General features: G+C 71.0%; 18 protein-coding genes and 1 pseudogene. 9 read left to right on the forward strand and 10 right to left on the reverse strand.

Annotated elements, in window-relative coordinates:
* The first annotated feature begins 57 nt into the window (after nucleotides 1–57).
* The 4 genes from MKK75_RS35060 to MKK75_RS35075 all read left to right on the forward strand — a co-directional run bounded on the left by MKK75_RS35060 (nucleotide 58) and on the right by MKK75_RS35075 (nucleotide 3,000).
* On the forward strand, nucleotides 58–285 hold the full coding sequence (locus MKK75_RS35060; RefSeq protein WP_244047079.1) for a hypothetical protein: 228 nt from the start codon (nucleotides 58–60) through the stop codon (nucleotides 283–285).
* Entirely contained in the window at nucleotides 282–560 is a 279-nt protein-coding gene (locus MKK75_RS35065) for a type II toxin-antitoxin system RelE/ParE family toxin (RefSeq protein ID WP_244047080.1), read from the forward strand. Before MKK75_RS35060 ends, MKK75_RS35065 begins: the two co-directional genes overlap by 4 nt.
* 122 nt (nucleotides 561–682) lie before the next feature.
* A complete protein-coding gene (locus MKK75_RS35070; RefSeq protein WP_244047081.1) occupies nucleotides 683–2,383 on the forward strand; it encodes a lysine--tRNA ligase in 1,701 nt (566 codons plus the stop codon).
* 5 nt (nucleotides 2,384–2,388) lie between these two features.
* Entirely contained in the window at nucleotides 2,389–3,000 is a 612-nt protein-coding gene (locus MKK75_RS35075; RefSeq protein WP_244047172.1) for a pyridoxamine 5'-phosphate oxidase family protein, read from the forward strand.
* Here the strand turns inward: MKK75_RS35075 and MKK75_RS36255 are convergent.
* The 4 genes from MKK75_RS36255 to MKK75_RS35095 form a co-directional block, all read right to left on the reverse strand.
* Nucleotides 2,927–3,169, reverse strand: coding sequence for an antitoxin MazE-like protein (locus MKK75_RS36255; protein WP_313901919.1), 243 nt, complete (start codon nucleotides 3,167–3,169; stop codon nucleotides 2,927–2,929). The genes MKK75_RS35075 and MKK75_RS36255 overlap by 74 nt on opposite strands.
* An 89-nt stretch (nucleotides 3,170–3,258) precedes the next feature.
* A complete protein-coding gene (locus MKK75_RS35085; RefSeq protein ID WP_244047082.1) occupies nucleotides 3,259–4,158 on the reverse strand; it encodes a transglutaminase family protein in 900 nt (299 codons plus the stop codon).
* A 115-nt stretch (nucleotides 4,159–4,273) separates the two neighbouring features.
* Entirely contained in the window at nucleotides 4,274–6,811 is a 2,538-nt protein-coding gene (locus MKK75_RS35090) for a circularly permuted type 2 ATP-grasp protein (RefSeq protein WP_244047173.1), read from the reverse strand.
* A 13-nt stretch (nucleotides 6,812–6,824) separates the two neighbouring features.
* Complete coding sequence (locus MKK75_RS35095) at nucleotides 6,825–10,103, reverse strand: DUF2126 domain-containing protein (RefSeq protein ID WP_244047083.1); 3,279 nt, start codon at nucleotides 10,101–10,103, stop codon at nucleotides 6,825–6,827.
* Nucleotides 10,104–10,294: 191 nt separating this feature from the next.
* Between MKK75_RS35095 and MKK75_RS35100 the strand changes: the two genes are divergently transcribed.
* Nucleotides 10,295–11,479, forward strand: coding sequence for a putative zinc-binding metallopeptidase (locus MKK75_RS35100; RefSeq protein WP_244047084.1), 1,185 nt, complete (start codon nucleotides 10,295–10,297; stop codon nucleotides 11,477–11,479).
* Between the two features lie 312 nt (nucleotides 11,480–11,791).
* Here MKK75_RS35100 and MKK75_RS35105 read toward each other — a convergent pair whose 3' ends face one another.
* Nucleotides 11,792–12,253: a hypothetical protein gene (locus MKK75_RS35105; RefSeq protein WP_244047085.1), complete on the reverse strand. Its 462-nt coding sequence runs from the start codon at nucleotides 12,251–12,253 to the stop codon at nucleotides 11,792–11,794.
* A 92-nt stretch (nucleotides 12,254–12,345) separates the two neighbouring features.
* Nucleotides 12,346–12,807, reverse strand: a complete 462-nt coding sequence (gene mntR, locus MKK75_RS35110; RefSeq protein WP_244047086.1) for a manganese-binding transcriptional regulator MntR — start codon at nucleotides 12,805–12,807, stop codon at nucleotides 12,346–12,348.
* Between the two features lie 157 nt (nucleotides 12,808–12,964).
* Here mntR and MKK75_RS35115 point away from each other — a divergent pair, with 157 nt between their 5' ends.
* Nucleotides 12,965–14,293: an Nramp family divalent metal transporter gene (locus MKK75_RS35115; RefSeq protein ID WP_244047087.1), complete on the forward strand. Its 1,329-nt coding sequence runs from the start codon at nucleotides 12,965–12,967 to the stop codon at nucleotides 14,291–14,293.
* Nucleotides 14,294–14,309: 16 nt separating this feature from the next.
* Here MKK75_RS35115 and MKK75_RS35120 read toward each other — a convergent pair whose 3' ends face one another.
* The 3 genes from MKK75_RS35120 to MKK75_RS35130 form a co-directional block, all read right to left on the reverse strand.
* Complete coding sequence (locus tag MKK75_RS35120) at nucleotides 14,310–14,744, reverse strand: type II toxin-antitoxin system VapC family toxin (RefSeq protein ID WP_244047174.1); 435 nt, start codon at nucleotides 14,742–14,744, stop codon at nucleotides 14,310–14,312.
* A complete protein-coding gene (locus MKK75_RS35125) occupies nucleotides 14,741–14,995 on the reverse strand; it encodes a type II toxin-antitoxin system Phd/YefM family antitoxin (RefSeq protein ID WP_244047088.1) in 255 nt (84 codons plus the stop codon). Before MKK75_RS35125 ends, MKK75_RS35120 begins: the two co-directional genes overlap by 4 nt.
* Nucleotides 14,996–15,073: 78 nt before the next feature.
* Nucleotides 15,074–16,762 (reverse strand): thiamine pyrophosphate-binding protein, encoded by a 1,689-nt coding sequence (locus MKK75_RS35130; protein ID WP_244047089.1) that lies wholly within the window; start codon nucleotides 16,760–16,762, stop codon nucleotides 15,074–15,076.
* A 536-nt stretch (nucleotides 16,763–17,298) separates the two neighbouring features.
* On the opposite strand from MKK75_RS35130, the gene MKK75_RS35135 reads away from it, so the two are divergent.
* From MKK75_RS35135 to MKK75_RS35145, 3 genes are all read left to right on the forward strand, one after another.
* A complete protein-coding gene (locus tag MKK75_RS35135) occupies nucleotides 17,299–18,459 on the forward strand; it encodes an acyl-CoA dehydrogenase family protein (protein ID WP_244047090.1) in 1,161 nt (386 codons plus the stop codon).
* A 40-nt stretch (nucleotides 18,460–18,499) separates the two neighbouring features.
* Nucleotides 18,500–19,093 (forward strand): cytochrome b, encoded by a 594-nt coding sequence (locus tag MKK75_RS35140; protein ID WP_244047091.1) that lies wholly within the window; start codon nucleotides 18,500–18,502, stop codon nucleotides 19,091–19,093.
* A 431-nt stretch (nucleotides 19,094–19,524) separates the two neighbouring features.
* Nucleotides 19,525–20,049 (forward strand): hypothetical protein, encoded by a 525-nt coding sequence (locus MKK75_RS35145; protein ID WP_244047092.1) that lies wholly within the window; start codon nucleotides 19,525–19,527, stop codon nucleotides 20,047–20,049.
* Between the two features lie 136 nt (nucleotides 20,050–20,185).
* On the opposite strand, the pseudogene MKK75_RS35150 reads toward MKK75_RS35145, so the two are convergent.
* Nucleotides 20,186–20,281, reverse strand: a pseudogene (locus MKK75_RS35150) (IS481 family transposase); the annotation flags it as partial.
* Nucleotides 20,282–20,292: the final 11 nt, after the last annotated feature.

Here is a 20,292-nt window from a genome sequence, read left to right on the forward strand (position 1 = left end):
CATCGCCCGCGGGAATCGGGGATCCTGCCTGGAGTGCTTCGGCCGTCGGAGGGCACCATGACGGATCTGCTCGAAAAGGCCGTGGCGAAGGCGCGCGACCTGTCTCCGGACCTGCAGGACGCGATCGCGCGCCTCATGCTGGCCTTCGTGGGGGATGAGGACTCGGTCTACCGGTTCACGCCGGAGGAGGCGGCGGAGCAGGACGAAGCCGACGCCGAGGAGGCCCGCGGCGAGTATGCCACCGATGCGGAAGTCCGCGCCATCTGGGCGAAGTATGGCCTGTGAGGCTGCGGCTGACCCGCATCGCCGCGCGCCAGCTCGATCACGTGCTGGCCGATATCACGCGCCATCATCCGGCGGGTGCCGACGCCGTCCTGCAGCGGATCGGCGCGTGCTTCGAGCTCCTTCTCCGACATCCCTATGCTGGCCAGACGACTGACCGGCGTGGCATACGGCGCATCGTCGTGACACCTTACCCCTACATCATGACCTATCGCGTCGGTTCCGATGAAGTCATCGTACGCAGCATCCGGCACACGGCGCGGCGGCCGATAGCCTGAGCGGCACGCCCGCTACAGGGCGCCTACGGGTGAGCGGGTCTTCGCATTGCACACCCGGGCGTTCCGCTCCGGGGCGAACCGCTCTAGGGTGGCACGTCCACTTCGCGTTCATCCCAGAAGACATGCAAGCCGCTCCCCCAGCCCTGACCCTCGATCCCGACACCATCGAGGCCGCCGCCAACGCCGCCGCATGGCCCTTCGAGGAGGCGCGCAAGCTCGTGGCGCGGCTGGAGAAATCCGGCAAGACGGAGGTGCTGTTCGAGACCGGCTACGGCCCCTCGGGCCTGCCGCATATCGGGACCTTCGGCGAGGTCGCCCGCACCTCCATGGTGCGCCACGCCTTCCGGGTGCTCACCCGCGACGCGGTGCCGACCCGGCTGATCGCCTTCTCGGACGACATGGACGGGCTGCGCAAGGTTCCGGATAACGTGCCCAACCGCACGATGCTGACCGCCCATCTCAACCAGCCGCTGACCCGCGTGCCGGACCCGTTCGGCACCCATGACAGCTTCGGGGCGCACAACAACGCCGAATTGCGCCGCTTCCTGGACACCTTCGGGTTCAGTTACGAGTTCCGGTCAGCCACCGAATGCTACCGCTCCGGCGTGTTCGACGCGGCGCTCCTGCGCGTGCTCGAACGCTACGACGCCGTGATGGAGATCATGCTACCGTCCCTGCGCGCCGAGCGCTCGGCCAGCTACTCGCCGTTCCTGCCGCTCCACCCGGTCACCGGCCTCGTGATGCAGGTGCCGATCGACGAGGTGAAGGCGGAGAGCGGCACCATCGTGTGGCGCGATCCCGACACGGGCGAGCGCTACGAGACGCCGGTGACCGGCGGCCACGCCAAGCTGCAGTGGAAGCCCGATTGGGCGATGCGCTGGGTGGCGCTCGGCGTCGATTACGAGATGGCCGGCAAGGACCTGATCGACTCGGTCAAGCTCTCGGGCAAGATCGCCCGGGCGCTCGGCGGCGAGCCGCCGGAGGGCTTCAACTACGAACTGTTCCTGGATGAACAGGGACAAAAAATCTCGAAGTCGAAGGGCAACGGCCTGACCATCGACGCGTGGCTCACCTACGGCACGCCGGAATCGCTCGCTCTGTTCATGTACAACAAGCCGCGTGAGGCCAAGCGGCTGTTCTTCGACGTGATCCCCCGGCACGTGGACGAGTATATCGGCTTCCTCGACCGCTATGCCGGCCAGGACGCGAAGCTGCGCCTCGGCAACCCGGTCTGGCACCTCCACGCCGGCAACCCGCCGGAGCCCGAACGGGTCGAGGGCGCGAGCCTGACCTTCGCGATGCTGCTCAACCTCGCCGCGGTGGCCAACACCGAGGATCCGGCCGTGCTGTGGGGCTTCATCCGCCGCTACGCGCCGCGGACCGGTCCGGAGACCCATCCGGGCCTCGACCGGCTGGTGAAGCACGCCCTGACGTATTTTTCGGATTTCGTGCGGCCGGCCAAGACCTACCGGGCGCCGACCCAAGAGGAGCGGGCCGCCCTGGAGGACCTGTCGGAGACCCTCAAGGACCATGCCGGCTCGACCGATCCGGAGGCCCTGCAGGCGGCGGTCTACGAGGTCGGGCGGCGCCACTTCCCCGACACGTCCGGCAAGGCCAAGAGCCCGGACGGGCGGCCCGGCGTGTCGCAGGCATGGTTCACCAGCCTCTACAACGTGCTGTTCGGCGAGGCGCGCGGGCCCCGGTTCGGCTCCTTCGTGGCGCTCTACGGGGTGGAGGAGACGCGGGGGCTTATCGCGGCGGCCCTGTCGGGGGCGCTGGTGGCCGAGCACGAAGCCTTCGCGGCCGGCAAGACGGAGGCGTGAGCGCGATGATCGTCGACAGCCTCGCCGCCCTGGAGGCGATCTACCACGCGCCCCTGGCGGCGGCTTCCACGGTCAAGGTGGCGGGTTCGATCACGCCAGACTACGCGGCGCTGATCGCCGCCGCGCCCTTCGCGGTGCTGGCGACCTCCGGCCCGGAGGGCCTCGATTGCAGCCCCCGCGGGGACAGGCCGGGCTTCGTGCGGATCGCCGACCCACGCACGCTGATCCTGCCGGACCGGCGCGGCAACAACCGGATCGATTCCCTACGCAACATCGTGCGCGATCCCCGCGTGGCGCTGCTGTTCCTGATCCCGGGTTCGGGCACGACCCTACGGGTGAACGGGCGGGCCCTGATCTCGGCCGATCCGGATCTGCTGGCCTCCTTCAGCGTCGACGGCCACGCGCCGCGCACCGCGCTCGTGATCACGGTGGACGAGATCTACTTTCAGTGCGCAAGGGCGATCATCCGGGCGCGGCTGTGGGATCCGGACGCCCGGGTCGATCCGACAAGTCTGCCGAGCCCGGGGGCGATCCTGGCGGCGCTCACCGCCGGGGAGGTCGGTGGGCAGCGCTACGACGCGGACTGGCCGGAGCGGGCGGCGAAGACGATGTGGTGAGGGGCGGCTCGTCGAGGTCCGCGAGGGCGGCGTCGAGGAAGGCGTCCAACGCAGCATCGGCGGCATCGGCTTGCGCGACCAGCAGCGACTGGCGCCGGCATTCCGCGGCGAAGCCCGGCCGGCTCGTGTCGTGAGGCTCCCAAAGTCCCTGCACGATCGGCATGACCATTGGCGTCTCGCTCCCCGTCGCTGATTATAGTGAGAGGAGCGGACGACGAACGTCAAGGCGGGCGGGGACCCGGCCATCGCTGTTCCGCCTCACCCCACCAGCGCGAGATCCTGCGTCTCGGTATCCGGGATCACGTCCACCTCGACCTTCAGGCGCTGCTTGCCCGAGCCGCTGACGATGCCGTCGACCGGCGCCACGTCGCCGTAATCCCGGCCGCGGGCCACCACGATGTGGTCGTCCCGCGCGGCCACGCCGTTGGTCGGGTCGAGGCCGAGCCAGCCCGCGCCGCACCAGACCGCAACCCAGGCGTGGCTCGCATCGGCCCCGCGCAGGCGCGGGCGGCCGGGCGGCGGGACGGTGCGGAGATAACCGCTGACATAGGCCGCCGGCAGGCCCATGCCGCGTAAGGCGGCGATCATCACGTGGGCGAAATCCTGGCAGACCCCCGCCCGCAGGGCGAAGGATTCGGAGAGCGGTGTGTAGACATTGGTGGCCCGGGAATCGAAGCGGAAATCCCGGCCGATCCGCAGCATCAGGTCGTGGGCGGCGCCGTAGGCGCTGCGGCCGGCGGAGAAGCTCGGCCGCGCGTATTCGGTGACCTCCGGCAGCAGCGGCACCCGGCCGCTCGGGAACAGGAAATGCACCGGCGCCCGGCCGCCGAGATCGCGCCCCGCCACCACGGCGTCGCGGACCCGCTCCCAGGCCATCCCGGATTCCGGCGTCGGCGGCTCGGGACGCTCGACCCGCACGGTGGAGAGCGCCTCGACGCTGAAGGTGGTGTGGGGCGTCTCCAGGGTGATCGCCAGGGCGTCGATCCCGAAATAGTCGTGCCGCGTCACCGCGGTGGCGGGGCTCGGGTCGACCGTGACGGCGCTCGCCAGCACGCTCTGGCCCTCGCCGTCCTGCGGCTTGAGCCGGAGGGTGCAGCGGGCGAAGCGCACCGGCTTGCCGTAGCGGTAGGTCGTGCGGTGGCGCAGCGTGTAGATCATCCCGGCGGCCACGTTATGCGACGCCCGTCGCCCGTGGACGTCGGCAAGCGCGAAGGCGCGCCGCAGCGCGTGCTGCGGATCGTTCTTGAGGCGTCAGCGTCAAGAACGCACCTCATCAAGCCAAGCCTGTCAGTTTTTCCGGGCGCAGGGCGTTCGGCCCCGCCGGGAAATAGCGCGCCGCGATGCCGTCGGCGAGGCGTTCGAGGTCGGTCTCCAGGGCGGTGAGGCGCACGGCGTCGAAATCCGCGGCCTCGCCGCTGCGCAGTTCCGCCAGGATGCGGGTGGCGAGGCGGCCCTGCGGCTCCGGGATGCCGTCGGCGGCGAGCGCCGGCAGGTCGGCGAGGTGCCGGGTGATCGCCTCCGCCTGGAAGGCGATCGAGCGCGGGTTGTAGGGGTCGAGCAGCACCATGTCGCGCACGGGGTCGAGGGCGGCTCCCTGCAGGTAGCGGCGGCCGTAGCCGATCTGCGAATCGCACAGCGACAGCATCACCCCGAGGCAGCCCGGGGTCGCCTCGTCGTTGGCGAAGGCCAGCGCGAAGGTGCAGGTGTTGATCGCCCGCTCGATTCGCCGCCCGAGTTCGACGAAGTGCCAGCCCTCCGCCCGGCTCATGTTCTCGTGGGTGAGGCCGGAGAGCGCCGCGAGCTGGCTCAGCGCCCGCTCGGCCCGGCCGGTGAGCTGGGATTCGGTCAGCGCCCGCTCGGTGTCGAGGGAGAGGGACTCGCTCAGATCGGCCAGCACCCGCCAGACCTCGCCGGAGAGGCGGGCGCGCAAAGCCGCGGCGTTGCGGCGGGCCGACCCGATATGGGCCCAGGCCGAGCCCGGCCGCTCGCGCCCGGAGAACGCCTCCTGGGCGAGGCGAGCGGTGGGCAGGTCGGCGGCGCCGATGGCGGCCCAGTCGTGCAGGACGGCGCGCAGCGCGAGGGCCGCCGGCGTGTCGAGGGCGCCCGAGATGTCGGCCCCGACCGCGTCGCCGACGCTGCGCAGATGGGCCAGCACCAGCCGGATCACCGCCTCGGCACGCTCCAGGTAGCGGCCGAACCAGAACAGGCCGTCGGCCGCCCGGGCGGGGAGATGGCCGCCGACCCGCCGCACCCGCGGGGCCGCGTGCGAGCCGATCAGGGGCGCGGCGATCGGCTGCTCCGAGAGCACCCAGACATCGGCCGAGCGGATGCCGAGCCGCAGCTCGATCGGGTCGACGTCCTCGCGCTCCGAGACCCGGCAGAAGCCCCCCGGCATCACCTGCCAGCCGAGCGGCGTCCGCGTGGCGAAGACGCGGACCACGAAGGGGCGGGGCGCCAGGGAGAGGCCGCCCTCGCCGCGCTCCCAGCCCGGCATGGTCGAGAGCGGCGCGGCCTCCTGGGCGACGTAATCGAACGGCCGGTCGCGCAGGGCCGCCACGACCCGCTCCCGCTCCGCCGCCAGGACCGGCCCCGCCAGGATCGCGTCGCGCGCGGCCCCGCGCTGGGGCGTGGCGGCCGGGCGCAGGATCAGGCTGTCGAGGTTCGCCTGCGCGTGGCCTAAGCCCTCGAGATCGCCGCACCACCACGTGCGCGGATGGCCAAGCCGCAGGGGCTCGCCGAGAACCCGGCGGGCGATGCCGTCGAGGTAGGGGGCGAGCGCCGCCGATTCCACGAGCCCCGAGCCCGGCATGTTGGTCACCACCAGGGAGCCGTTGCGCAGGGCCTCGAGGATGCCGGGGACGCCGAGGCGCGAGGCCGGGTTCAGCTCCAGGGGATCGAGGAAGTCGGCGTCGATCCGCCGCCACAGGGCGTCGGCCCGCTTCAGGCCGGCGACGGTGCGCACGTGCAGGCGCCCGTCCTGCATGACGAGGTCGTCGCCCTCCACCAGCATCAGGCCGAGATAGCGGGCGAGCGCCGCCTGCTCGACATAGGTGCTGCTGTAGGGGCCAGAGGTCAGCAGGCAGATCCGCGGGTCGATCCGCTCCGCGCCCAGCGCCAGCCCGTCGCGAAACGCCTGGAAGAAGGCCGGCAGGCGCTCGACCTGGAGGTCCTGGAAGAAGTCCGGGAAGGTCCGGGCCAGGACCATCCGGTTCTCCAGCGCCCAGCCGAGGCCCGAGGGCGCCTGGGTCCGGTCGGCCAGCACCTGCCAGCGCCCGTCCGCCCCCCGCCCGAGATCGGCGGCGTAGAGCTTCAGGTAATGCCCGCCGGGGGGCACGACCCGGTGGAGCGGGTGCAGGAATTCCGGCGTGCCGGCCACGATCGCGGCGGGAAGAAGCCCCTCCTCGACCAGCCGTCCGTCCCCGTAGACGTCCGCGAGGATCGCCTCCATCAGCTCCGCGCGCTGGACGATGCCGGCGCTCAGCGCCGCCCATTCGGGGGCCTCGATCACCAGGGGCAGGCAGCCGAGGGGCCAGGGATGCTCGCGCTGGTCGCCCGCGATGCGGAACGAGATGCCGGCGTCCCGGATGTGCCGCTCCGCCGCGACGAACCGGGCCAGGATCTCCGGCTCGGTGAGGCCGCCGAGACGGTCGAGGAGGCGCGACCAAGCCCCGCGGGGCTGGCCGTCCGGCCCCAGGAACTCGTCGGGCCGGCCGGGGGCACGGCGGTAGCCGGCGGCCCAGCGGGCGACGCGCGCCCGCGGGTCCTCCGCCGGCTCGGCCCCGGCGAGGCTTGCCGCGAGCGCCGCCTCCATCACGGCCCCCCGGTCATTGCGGGGCCGGCGTGCGCAGGTCGAGGGTCAGCGGGAACTCCGCGCTCGATTCCGGCGGGGGCATCTCCACCCGGCCCGGCGTGTGGCCGTTCGGCTGGAACCGGGCGAGGCGCCGCCCCTCGGCCTCGTAGGCGTTGACCGGGTGGGTCTCGTAGTTGCGGCCGCCCGGATGGGCGACGTGGTAGCGGCAGCCGCCGAGGGAGCGCCCGCTCCAGGCGTCGAGGATGTCGAAGGTCAGCGGCGCGTGCGCCGGGATGGTCGGGTGCAGCGAGGAGGCCGGCTGCCACGCCTTGAAGCGCAGGCCCGCCACGGCCTCGCCGCCGCGGCCGGTGCCGGTCATGGGCAGGCGGCGGCCGTTGCAGGCGATGACGTGCCGCTCGGGCACGAAGCCCTCGACCTTGACCTGCAGCCGCTCGACCGAGCTGTCGACGAAGCGCACGGTGCCTCCGCTGGTCCCTTCCTCGCCCATCACATGCCAGGGCTCCAGCGCCTGACGCAGCTCCATCCGGACCCCGCCCTGCTCGATCGTGCCGAAGACCGGAAACCGGAACAGGGCCTGCGCCTCGAAGGCGACCGGATCGAAAGCGTAGCCCGCCGCCCGCAGATCCTCCAGCACCGCGAGGAAGTCGGACCAGAGGAAATGCGGGAGCATGAAGCGATCGTGGAGATTCGTGCCCCAGCGGACACAGCCCCCGGTCCGCGGCTCCCGCCACAGCCAGGCCACCAGGGCGCGGAGCAGCAATTGCTGGGCGAGGCTCATCCGGGCGTCCGGCGGCATCTCGAAGGCGCGGAATTCCAGGAGGCCGAGGCGCCCGGTCGGCCCGTCCGGCGAGTACAGCTTGTCGATGCAGATCTCGGACCGGTGGGTGTTGCCGGTGACGTCGACCAGGATGTTGCGGAACACGCGATCGACCAGCCAGCGCGGGATGTTGGGCGCGTCGGGCGCGGGGATCTGGGCCAGCGCGATCTCCAGCTCGTAGAGTCCGTCGTGGCGGGCCTCGTCCATGCGCGGGGCCTGGCTGGTCGGGCCGATATAGAGGCCGGAGAACAGGTACGAGAGCGCGGGGTGGCGCTGCCAGTAGAGCACGAGGCTCTTGAGCAGGTCGGGCCGGCGCAGGAACGGGGAATCGTCCGGCGTGACCCCGCCCATGACCACGTGGTTGCCGCCGCCGGTGCCGGTGTGGCGCCCGTCGACCATGAACTTCTCCGCGCCGAGCCGGGTCTGGCGGGCCTCGGCGTAGAGGTCGGTGGTGATGGCGACGGCCTCCCGCCAGGAGGCGGCCGGGTGGACGTTCACCTCGATCACGCCCGGATCGGGCGTCACCTTGATCACGCCGATCCGCGGATCGAAGGGCGGCTCGTAGCCCTCGATCTGGATCGGCAGGTTCAGCCCGGCGGCGGCCGCTTCGAGATGGCCGGCGAGTTCGAGATACTCGTCGGCGCGCTGCACCGGCGGCATGAACACCCGCACCACCCCGTCCCGGGGCTCGATCGACAGGGCCGTGCGCACCGCCACGCCGGTGATCCCGGAGCCGTTGACGGTCGTCTCCCCGGGATGCCCCTCGGGGAGGGTGGCGCGGGGCTCCAGGGGGTCCTGCGGCTGGTAGTAGGGATAGTGCTCCGGCGGCACGTAGGGCAGGGACGACAGGGGCAGGCGGAAGCCCACCGGCGAGTCCCCCGGCACCAGGAAGGCCGCGCCGCGCCGGAAGTCCCACGTCTCCGAGATCCAGACCCGGTCGGCATCGCCGTCCTCGCCGGTGGGCAGGCTCGCGAGCGGCAGCACGTAGCCCGCGGCCTCCCCCAGGCCCCGCGCGTAGACCCGCTTGATCCGCGCGTCGAACTCCACCGAGCCGGACCGGGCCGCTTCGGGCGTGACGTTGACCGGCAGCGCCGCGACCTTCTTCTCCCAGAGCTCGCCGTCCTCGAAGGCCGGAAAGACGTAGTCCGACAGGCCGAGGCGGCGGGCCAGCGCGTCGGCGAGCGCCTTGGCCTGCGCGATGGTGGCTTGCCCCTCCTCCCCGGCGACCACCTCGGGCGCGATCAGGTCCGGATTGCGCCAGATCGGCTTGCCGTCCTTGCGCCAGTAGAGCGCGAAGGCCCAGCGGGGCAGGCTCTCGCCGGGATACCACTTGCCCTGGCCGTGATGGAGCAGGCCCCCCGGGCCGAACCGGTCGCGCAGGCGCCGGATCAGTTGGTCGGCGCGGCTCCGCTTGGTCGGGCCGACCGCGGCGATGTTCCACTCCGGCGATTCGAAATCGTCCACCGACACGAAGGTCGGCTCGCCGCCCATGGTCAGCCGCACGTCCTGGGCGGCGAGGTCAGCGTCGACCCGCTCGCCCAGCGCGTCCATGGACGCCCACACATCGTCCGAGAACGGCTTGGTGATCCGCGGCGTCTCGGCGACCCGGGTGATGCTCATCCGGAAGTCGAACGTCGTCTCGGCCGGCTCCATCGCCCCCGAGATCGGCGCGGCCGAATGGTAGTGCGGGGTCGCGGCCAGCGGGATATGGCCCTCGCCGGTGAGAAGCCCCGAGGTCGCGTCCAGGCCGACCCAGCCGGCGCCCGGCAGGTAGACCTCGGCCCAGGCGTGCAGGTCGGTGAAGTCCGCCGACGCGCCGGTCGGGCCGTCGACCGCGGTGGTGTCGGGCACGAGCTGGATCAGGTAGCCGGAGACGAACCGGGCCGCGAGGCCGATCCGCCGCAGCACCTGCACGAGCAGCCACGCGGAATCCCGGCAGGATCCGCTCTTGAGCCGCAGGGTCTCGGCGGGGGTCTGGACGCCGGGCTCCATGCGGACGCCGTAGGCGGTCTCCCGGGCGATCTGGGCGTTCAGCGCCACCAGGAACTGGACGGTGCTGGGCTCCTCCGGGAGCCGGGCCAGCAGCGCCTCCATCTCGGGCCCTTCCGCGTCGACGGGGGCGCGGTAGGGGGCGAGTTCCTCGGCGAGATCCGGGTCGTACGCGAAGGGGTGGGTCTGGGCGTAATCCTCCACGAAGAAGTCGAACGGGTTGATCACGGCCATGTCGGCGGTGAGATCGACCTCGATCTTCAGCTCGTCGGCCTTCTCCGGGAAGACGAGGCGCGCGAGCCAGTTGCCGCTCGGATCCTGCTGCCAGTTCAGGAAATGGTTGGCGGGCGTCACCGTCAGCGCGTAGGCCGGGACCTTGGTGCGCGCGTGCGGGGCCGGGCGCAGGCGTATCACCTGGGGCCCCAGGCTGATCGGCCGGTCGTAGCGGTAATGGGTGACGTGGTGCAGAGCGGCTTTGATCGACACGATGACTCCGTCGAAAGGATCGAACGCGGTTCTCGATGCCGGTCCCGGGCGCCGGACCCCACCGCGCCGTTATGCGCTACAGACCCGCCGACAAGCAATTTCCGTGCGGCGGCCCGGGCGCCTGGCAGGAACTTTGCCGCGCGGCCCCGCTTGATCGGCAGGTGGGCCCGCTGCCGGCCCGGGACGGCGCGATGAAGATCTTCCAGTGCCAGGCCTGCGACCAGCCGGTCACTTTCGAGGCGACCGCCTGTGAGAGCTGCGCCCGGCGCCTGGGCTATGTCTGCGCGGTCCACGAGGTCTCGGCGCTCGAGCCGCAGGGGCTCTCGGCGCACCCGCTCATGGGCGGCGCCCAGGTGTTCCACGCCTACGCGGATCCCGGCCGACGCTACCGCCTGTGCAACAACGCCCTCGCGGAGGCCTGCAACTGGCTGGTGCCGGAGGACTGTCCCGACATCTATTGCACCGCCTGCCGCCACAACCGGGTGGTGCCGGACCTGTCGCACCCCTGGAACCTCGCCCGCTGGCGCCCGATCGAGGCGGCCAAGCACCGGCTGTTCTACTCGCTGCTGCGCCTGGAACTGCCGCTCGCCACCCGCGCGCAGTACACGGACGGGCTGGCCTTCGACTTCCTGGTCGACCCGAGCGAGCGTTTTGCCGGCGGGCCGCCGGTGCTGACGGGCCATATCAACGGCCTGATCACCATGAACATCGCCGAGGCCGACGACGTCGAGCGGGAGCGCCGCCGGATCCTGTTCGGCGAGCATTACCGCACCCTGCTCGGCCATTTCCGACACGAGATCGGGCATTACTTCTGGTATCTGCTGGTGCTGAACAGCCCCACCTGGGAGCCGTTCCGGGCGCTGTTCGGCGACGAGCGCCTGAACTACGTCCAGGCCCTGCAGGACCATTACGCGCGCGGCGCGCCTTCCGACTGGGACGAATCCTACGTCTCGGCCTACGCCACGGCCCATCCGTGGGAGGATTTCGCCGAGACCTTCGCGCATTACCTGCACATCGTCGACACGGTGGAGACCGCCTCGACCTTCGAGCTGCACGTGCGCCCGCGCCTGCGTCACGGGACCCAGGCGCCGACCGTGATCGATTTCGACCCCTACAACACCCTGGACCTCGACCGGCTGATCGCCGCGTGGCTGCCGCTGACCTACGCGATCAACTCGCTGTCCCACAGCATGGGCCAGCCGGCGCTCTACCCGTTCAAGCTGACGCCGACGGTGATCGCCAAGCTCGCCTTCGTGCACGAGCGGATCTACGCCTCCCGCACCGGCACCCTGCCGGATGCCGGCGCGGCCGGGGCCGAGATGCTGCGCGCGGTGATCATGGGGCTGCGCCAGAAGGTGGCGGCGGCGACGGGGTGAGGGGAGGGGACGCCTCCAGGTAAAATCACATCTTCAGCTTCGACTAACGCGGCGCCTGGGTCGGCACGTATCGAGAATCTCAGCCGCCGCCACTCTCTGCGGGTGGCGGCGGCACCTGACCATCCGACCGGCCATGAACCTCGGGCGTCGCCGCAAGTGCTTCTCTGGCCTCGCGTGTCAACCAAGGGAGATCCGTTGCCATGAAGGCAGCCGCCGCTTGCTCGCTGTCCGGCAAGCGGTGGTCCGCCTTCCTGAGAGGGTGGCCGCGCGTCACCGCCGGCTTCGTGATGCGCGCAGCTTTCGGCATTGGAGTCACCTTCGGACCATATGATGAGGGCCACCCAGGTCGGGCGCAAGCGCGAAGCCCTGCATCGTGTACAAGGGGATGAGATTCGGGTCGACGTGATGGAGCCGAAGCTCCGGTACGCCGATCAGTTGCCTATAGGCTTCCGCCATCGTGAGAGCGATCCCGATCACCTGCCCTTTGAGCGGATGCATCGGATCTGGATGGCCCTCAAGGAAATCCAAAGCTACGAACCTGTCTCGGTTCATGGCACCGATCGCCAACCCGCACAGCGTCGTGTCGTGCCAGATCGCAGCGTTGAAGCACTTCGGGTGGCCGTTCTGGAACTTTGCCGAGAGCGCGGCCCAGTCCCAATCCACCGACCGGTCCCGGTGCCCGAACCAAGTTTCCGTGAAGGCCATTCGCGCTGCACCCGCGATGATTTCACAGCGCACGTCGGAGCCGAGGCCCAACTTGGCGACCGCCAGCATACCGGCCTGCATCAAGCGTTTGGCGTGGGCGGATCTGATAACAGGGCCCTGCATCGACGGCCCTTGGCGTCCTCCGCCTGAGCGGGTGCCCGTCACGTCCCCCCATGCCGCGCCGCGAAGGCGCGGAACGCCTCGAGCGTCTCGGCGCTGACGTGGTGCTCAATCCCCTCGGCGTCCCGCCGGGCGGTCTCGGGACTCACCCCCAGGGCGCACAGGAAGCGTTCGACGATCCGGTGGCGCTCCCGGGCCTGGGCGGCCAGCCGGCGGCCGGCCTCGGTCAGGAACACGCCGCGATAGGGCCGCTGCTGGACCAGCCCGTCCTCGCACAGGCGCTTGAGCATCTTGGCGACGGTCGGCTGCGCCACGCCGAGGCGGGCCGCGATATCCACTTGCCGCGCCTCGCCGCCGTCGCCGATCAGGTCGTCGATCAGCTCGACGTAATCCTCGACCAGCTCCGAGCGCCGCGCCTCGCGGGCCTGGCGGAAACTCTCGACGTGGCGCTCGGGATCGACCAGCGCGGTCTCGGGCGAGCCCGGCTCGGACGGTTCCTGCATCGGCTCTTCCCCTCGGCACGCACGCGCCGCCCCGCGCCTGTCTAGCAAAAACCCGTAGCGGCAGGGGAGTCCCACACAAGCGATAGAAGCCCCTTGAATCCCGCGACCGCAGCCCTGAATATAGCCTACGCTATATCTTTGAGGAGAGGGTTGAAGCATGGTGGCGCCGAACGCCGCGACGGCCCCGGGCAGCGCCGCCCCCGGGGCGATGAGCCGGCGGACGGAGGGCGCGATCCGCGACGTCCTCGACGGGCGCCGGGGCGGCCGCGGCCGGTTCCTGCTGTTCGTGGGGCCGGCCGTGACGGCCTCGATCGCCTATATGGACCCCGGCAACTTCGCCACCAACATCCAGGCCGGCGCCCGCTACGGCTACGGGCTGCTCTGGGTGGTGCTGCTCGCCAACCTCACCGCGATGCTGTTCCAGGCGCTTTCGGCCAAGCTCGGGATCGTCACCGGAAAAAACCTCGCCGAGCATTGCCGGGACGCGACCACCCGCCCGGTGCGCCTCGTCCTGTGGGGCATCAGCGAGGTCGCCGCGATGGCGACCGACCTCGCGGAGTTCCTCGGGGGCGCCATCGGCCTGTCGCTGCTCACCGGCCTGCCGCTGTTGGCCGGCATGGCGGTCACCGCGGTGATCACCTACGCGATCCTGCTCCTGGAGAATGGGGGCTTCCGGCCCCTCGAGATCGCCATCGGCGTGATGGTCGGCACGATCGGCCTCTGCTACGCGGTCGAGTTGCTCGTGGCCCCCGTCGCCTGGGGCGAGGCCGCCCGGGGTCTCGTCACCCCAAGAATCCCGGACGCGGAGGCGCTGACCATCGCGGTCGGGATCATCGGCGCCACCGTGATGCCGCACGCCCTGTTCCTGCATTCCGGCCTGACCCAGGGACGGGGCAGCCCCCGCACCGACGCCGACCGGCGCCTGCTGGTGCGCTACTCCAACCGGGAGGTGGTGGTGGCCCTGCTGCTCGCGGGCCTCGTCAACATCGCGATGGTGATCATGGCGGCGGCGGCCTTCCATCTCGGGCACAGCGAAGTCGCCGAGATCGGCGAGGCCTACCGCACCCTGACGCCGCTGCTCGGCCCCGCGGCCGGAGCGGCCTTCCTGGTCTCGCTCCTGGCCTCCGGGATCTCCTCCTCGGTGGTGGGGACGCTCGCCGGCCAGATGGTGATGCAGGGCTTCACCGGCTGGCGGATCCCGCTGCTCGTGCGCCGGCTCGCCACCATGCTGCCGGCCTTCGTGGTGGTGGCGATCGGCGTCGATCCGACCCGGGCGCTGGTCCTGTCGCAGGTGGTGCTGTCGCTGGCGCTTCCGGTGCCGATGGTGGCTTTGGTGGTCTTCACCCGGCGCCGGAGCGTGATGGGGCCGTTCGCCAACGGGCCCCTGACGCAGGCGGCGGCCGTGGCGGGGGCGGCCATCGTGCTCGGCCTCAACGCGGTGCTGCTGGCGGCGGCGTTTGGGGTGCCGGTGCCGGGGCTGGGGTGAGAGCCGCCCCGCGCGATCAGCAACCTGCGGCGCCATCCCAGGGATTGAGCAGCGTCGCGCCGGTTGCCGCGAAATCGGTGGTGTTGCGGGTGACGATCGTCAGGTCATGCACGAGGCCCGTTGCGGCGATCCACGCGTCGCGCTCGCTTCGGGGATCGGGTACGTGCAAGTGCGCGCAGCGCAGCGCGATGGCCGTATCGATCGGCAGGATCCGGCTGGCAAAGGCCGGCAAGACGCGCTCGTGCAGCCACAGGCGTAAGCGGCCGGCTTGGTGGGGATCGCGGCGGTCCAGTTGGGCAATGCCGAGTTCGATCTCCATGACCGTGATGACGGACAGGTGCAGGCTGGCCGGATCGACCCGCGTCGCCCATTCCTCGACGTCCGGACTGATCCTGCCGCTGCGCCGTTTGCGGAGCTCGGACAGGATGTTGGTGTCCAGGAGGTACATCAGTCGAAGGGGGCGGGGCGCGGGAACGTCGCCGGGCGGCTGAAATCGACATCGATCTCGCCGACCCCGTCCATGTCGAGGGCATCGAGGATGGTGCCGGGTGCCGCTTTCAAGCGCTCGTACGCCCCGTAGGGAAGAACGGCCATGATCGGCCGGCCGCGCTCGGTGATGATCACGGGACCGTCGGCCGCAGCGCGCTTGATGCGGCCGGGTTCGCGGTTGAATTCACGGCTGGTGAAGGTCTGCGCGCCCATGCCGAGCCTCAGATGTCGTTACGTACAGACATGGGGTGGCACGGCCGGCGCTGTCAATCGGCCGACACTGCGCCCCCTTCACGTCGCCCGCACCACCACCTCCACCAGATTGGCGCCCCCCGACCGGATCCCCGCCTCGATCGCCGGGGCGATGTCGGCGGCCTCCGTCACCCGCCGCGCCGGGACCCCCATGGAGGCGGCCAAGGCCAAGAAGTCGATCCGCGGATCGGTGAGGTCCATGGCGATGAAGCGGTTGGCGCGCACCGAGGCGTAGTGCGCCTGGCCCTTCATGAAGGTCTTGAGGATGTTGTACTCGGCGTTGTTGATCACCACGAAGGTGACCGGCAGCTTTTCGTGTGCGGCGGTCCAGAGGGCCTGGGGCGAATACAGCGCGGCGCCATCGCCCACGACGCAGACGACCGGCGCCCGGTCGAGTCCCAACGAAAAACCCACCGCCGCCGGCATGCCCCAGCCGAGCACGCCGCCACGCATCGCCGCGTATTGATGGGCCGAGGGGCTGTCGAGGAAGGTGCGCAGGTGGGTCAGCGTCGCGGGGGCCTCGTCCACGATGGTGGTCTCGGCCCCGACCGCGCGGGCGACCTCCCGGGCGGCCACCAGCGGCGCGATCACCGGATCCGCGAAGGCGGCATCCGCGGCGGCGGCGAGCGTCGCCCGGCGCTCGGCCCGCGCCGTCACGGCTTCGGCGCGCAGGTCCGCGAAGATCTCCGCCCGGTCGGCGAGGCGGGGGCTCAGCAGCGGCAGCAGGGCGTCGAGCGAGGCGCGGATGTCGCCCACCGTCGACAGGCTGGTGGCGTAGGTCCGCCCGAGGTCGCGCACGTCCGCCGAGAGCTGAAACACCCGCACCCCCGGCGGCACCGCCGAGACCTCCGAGTACAGCACCGTGATCAGCGACTTGCCGCCGAGTGCGAACACCGCGTCGTAGCGCCCGAGGATCTCCGCGATGGCGTCGGCCCGGGTCGGCAGGTTGCCGGCCCAGAGGGGGTGCGCGGTCGGGAACGGGATGTGGGCCGGCCAGGACGAGCCGTAGACCGGCGCCGCCAGCAGGTCGGCCAGCGCCACCATCTGCGCCGAGGCGTCCGAGGCGTCGATCTCGTCGCCCGCGATCAGGGCGAGACGGCCCGGCGCGATCGCGGCGAGCTTATCCGCCAACCGATCGAGGGAGCCCGCTACCGCCCGCTGGTCGATGGTCGAGGTCTCGCCGGCCGGCACCACGCTCATCGCCTCCATCACGTCCATGGGCAGCGACAGGAAGACCGGGCCGGAGGGGGCGGCCCCCGCGTCGTGAAACGCCCGGCGCAGCAGGATCGGGATCTGGTCCGGGCTCGTCACCTCGCGCGCCCACTTCATCACCGGGTCGGCGATGGCGACGAGGTCGCCCATCAGCAGCGGGTCGGTCAGTGCGTGGCGGAGATCCTGCTGCCCGGCGGTGACCACGAGCGGCGTGCCCGAGACCTGCGAGTTCACCAGCCCGCCCATGGCGTGGCCGAGGCCGCCCGCCGTGTGCAGGTTGAGGAAGGCGGGCCGCCGCGCGCCCTGCGCGTAGCCGTCCGCCATGGCGACCGCGGTCGCCTCCTGCAGGGCGAGGATGTAGGCGATGTCCGGCGCCTCGGTCAGCGCGTCGATCAGCGGCAGCTCGGTCGTGCCGGGATTGCCGAAGATGTAGCGCACGCCCTCCGAGCGCAGCACCTCCACCAGGAGGTCGGCGCCCCGGCGACGACCCGCCGCGTCCACCGTCTCGATCGACATGCCCGGCCCCCAGCGGAATCGGCTCGGAGGCTAAGCGGATTTGCGTTGGCAGGCCACACGGTACACGAGAGTGACCTGTGGTCGGAATCACCGGGTGATCCCACCCACCCCCCTCATCCTGAGGGTCCCGTGTCGGCGAGCCTCGAAGGAGGGCTCCAGGGATCGCGGTGGCCGCTGGAGGGCTCCTTCGAGGCCTGCGCTCCGCTCCGGCGCCTCAGGATGAGGGGGTGGGACAGCCGCTCCGAGGCATCCCCGTCTTGTGTCGTATCCCGTCGGCTTTGCGAAACCTGTGCAAACCGTGGGCTCTCCGGGGCAAAACCGGACGTCGCCCCGGAACCGGATCGGCCTCCGGACGCATCCGCCGCCGGCCTGGTCCGGGAGCCTGGGACGTTCCCAGGCTCCCGGCGCAACTCTTAGTCGCATACAGCATTCGTCCATAAACCAGGGATCTCGGATATAAAGCCGAGGAGGCGACTCCGGTGGTGCGATCCGCCCGGCCCGGGTCGCCGCCCGAAGCGATCCGCTGGAAAGACATCATGGACCAGCGGACGCCGCCCGACTTGAGCCGCGATGCCGAAGCCGCCGCGCGTGCGGTCTGCCTGTCGGCGGCGCGCCGCGCCGGCGCCCAGGACCGCGACGGTGGGTTTCCCGGCGAGGACATCGCCGACCTCGCCCGCCTGGGCCTGCTCGCTGCGCCGGTCCCGGCCGCGCTCGGCGGGGCGGGCCTTGGCGAGGAGTCGGGCGCCGGCATGCTGGCCGCGGTGCTGCGCCTCATCGGCTCCGGCAGCCTCGCGCTCGGACGGCTCTACGAGGGCCACGTCAACGCCCTCCAGCTCATCGGCCAGTATGGCACGGCCGACCAGAGCGTGCGCCTGTTCGGCGATGCCCGCGCGGGCCACCTGTTCGGCGTCTGGAACACTGAGCCGGCCGGGGCGGGCCTCGCGCTCGAGGCGGCCGGGGACGGCCTGTCCTTGAGCGGCGCGAAATCCTTCGCCTCGGGGGCGGGCTTCGTGACCAGGGCCCTGGTCACGGCCGGGTGTCCGGGCGGCGGCGGCACCCTCATGCTGGTGGTCCCGCTGGAGGCGGGCAGCCGGGCCGACCTCTCGGCCTGGCGAGCGCAGGGCATGCGGGCCTCGGCCACCGGAACCCTCGATTTCAGCGGAATCAGCCTCGCGGACGGAGACATCCTCGGTGAGCCGGGCGACTATTTCCGCCAGCCGGCCTTCTCGGGGGGTGCCTGGCGGTTCCTGGCCGTGCAGCTCGGCGGCATCGAGGCCGTGTTCGACGCGTGGCGGGCCCATCTCGTGCGCCTCGGGCGCGGGACCGACCCCCATCAGCTCGCGCGGTTGGGCGAGGGCGCCATCGCGGTCGAGGGGGCGCGGCACTGGGTGGCGCGGGCGGCGGCCCTGGCCAGCGGCGGGACGAACGATGGCGCCCTTGCCGCCCCGCGCATCGTCGCCTTCGTCAACCTCGCCCGGCTCGCGGTGGAGAAGGCCGGGCTCGACGTGCTGCAGCTCGCCCAGCGCTCCGTCGGCCTGCCGGGCTTCCTGAACGGGCATCCCCTAGAGCGGCTCTCGCGCGACCTCGCCACCTATCTGCGTCAGCCGGGACCCGACCGGGCGCTCACGGGCGCGGCGGCGGAGATCCTGGCGGCCGGGGAGGGGGTGGCCGACCTGTGGGACGGGGGCGCCCCATGAGCCGGGTCCCCATGAGCCGCCTCCCCATGAGCCGGGTCCCGTGAGCGGACGCCCGGCTGCGGGCCCGGTCCCCGACCGCCTCGAACCGATGCAGGCCGTCTGGCGCGATTCGCCGCGGCGCTACGGCCGCGTCAGCCGCGGCTTCCACTGGCTGATGGCGGCTCTGTTCGCGTGGCAGTTCGCGGGGGCGCTGCTCTATGTCGGCCTCGGCGACCGGGCGGTGACGCGCCTCGTCGGCGGAAGCCACTTCACCCTGGGGGCGACGCTGTTCGCGCTCGTGCTGCTGCGCGGTGCCTGGGGGCTCGCCAACCTCCTGCGCCGCCCGCCGCATCGGGGGCGCCTCGGCCGCGCCGCGGTGGCCGGCCATGCCGTGATCTACGCCCTGATGATCGTCGTGCCGGGCCTCGCGCTGATGCGCCAGTACGGATCGGGCAAGCCGTTCACGCCCTACGGCCTCCCGCTCATGCCGGGCCGGGACAGCAAGATCGACTGGATGGTGGCCCCGGGCGACCTGCTCCACCACTGGCTGGCCTTCCTCCTGCTGGCGATCCTCACCGGCCACGTCGCCATGGCGGTGCTGCACCGGACGCTCTGGAAGGACGACGTGCTGGCGCGGATGACCGGGCGTTCCTGAGGGAGCTGCTTGCCGGTCGGCCCGCGCAGGTCGCCGACGAGGCCGGAAAGCCGTGTCTGGAAGGGATCGCGTGCCCTTGGCCCACGCTCTTGCCCGTGTCCTTGGCCCGTGTCCTTGGCCCGTGTCCCTGGCGAAGGCGCGCAGGCGCCCGGCGTCGAAGTCCGGCCGCGATGGCGTCGGAGCCGCCGTTCCAGCCGCCTCGGGTCCGTACCCGAAGACGGAATCACCACGCAGCCGCCCGGAGCGCGCCCCGCCGAAGCGGACACCGGTTCGGCGCAAGAGCGCGCGTCACAACACAGGCTTGGCGCCGCCCCATGAGTTACGTTTGACGAGGCACGGTATTACTGCCTCGTTCCGTTTCGACTAGTCTGTGACCTATGAACACGCTTCCTAGCAAACCCCCTACCAGGTTTGGTCGCCTGCCGAAGCAGGTGGGTCACACACCAGACGGCCGCTTCGAATCCGGCCTTGCGAACGATGATTTCGTCTTGGCGATCGGCCGGATCGTCACGTTTTTCCCGTTGCTGGAGCGAAGCATGAGTGAGGTCATGTCCGAGCTTATCGGCGGCTACGACGCGCCCGTGCGGCAGATATTTTATAGCATCACGAATCAACAGGCGCGCATCGACGTCATGCGATCACTTCTGGAGGAGGCGCAAGTCAATCAAAGCAGGGGCGCAACCTGGGATTTCATCATTGATGATTTTGCATCCGTAAGCAAAAGCCGCAGCGATTATGCAGATGGAATCTGGTGGACCCATGAAACGGGGCGAATCTTTCTTGAACCGCCCAATCCATCATCCAGCAAAATATCCAATAAACGTGAGATAAATCTGACTGAATTGAACGACGTAATCGATAGAATGAACGACCTTGCGGGTCGATTGCACAATGTCATCATAGAACGCCTCGAGAAACTTGCGGCCCGGCATCGTGCAGAGGGCCCTCGTGATTAGCAAACGGCCTGCCTGCTCTGCCCCCGGGTCATCTGGATCGCGCCCGAGATAGGCCGTAACGGCCAGGCCTGGTTATCGGTTAGCCCTGTTTCCGGGCCTCACGAGGGCATATCCGGCCGGGTGCGGGAGGGGCCTCCAGCCGAGAGGGGCCGTCGACGGCGCGGTGGCGGGATTCCCAGCCGATGCCGCGGCCGGAACCCTGGCCGGTGCGGTCGCCGGTGATGCGATGGCCGGGGGGATCGC

It is taken from the genome of Methylobacterium sp. J-030 (assembly GCF_022829545.1).
In the GTDB taxonomy this organism is placed as follows: Bacteria; Pseudomonadota; Alphaproteobacteria; order Rhizobiales; family Beijerinckiaceae; genus Methylobacterium.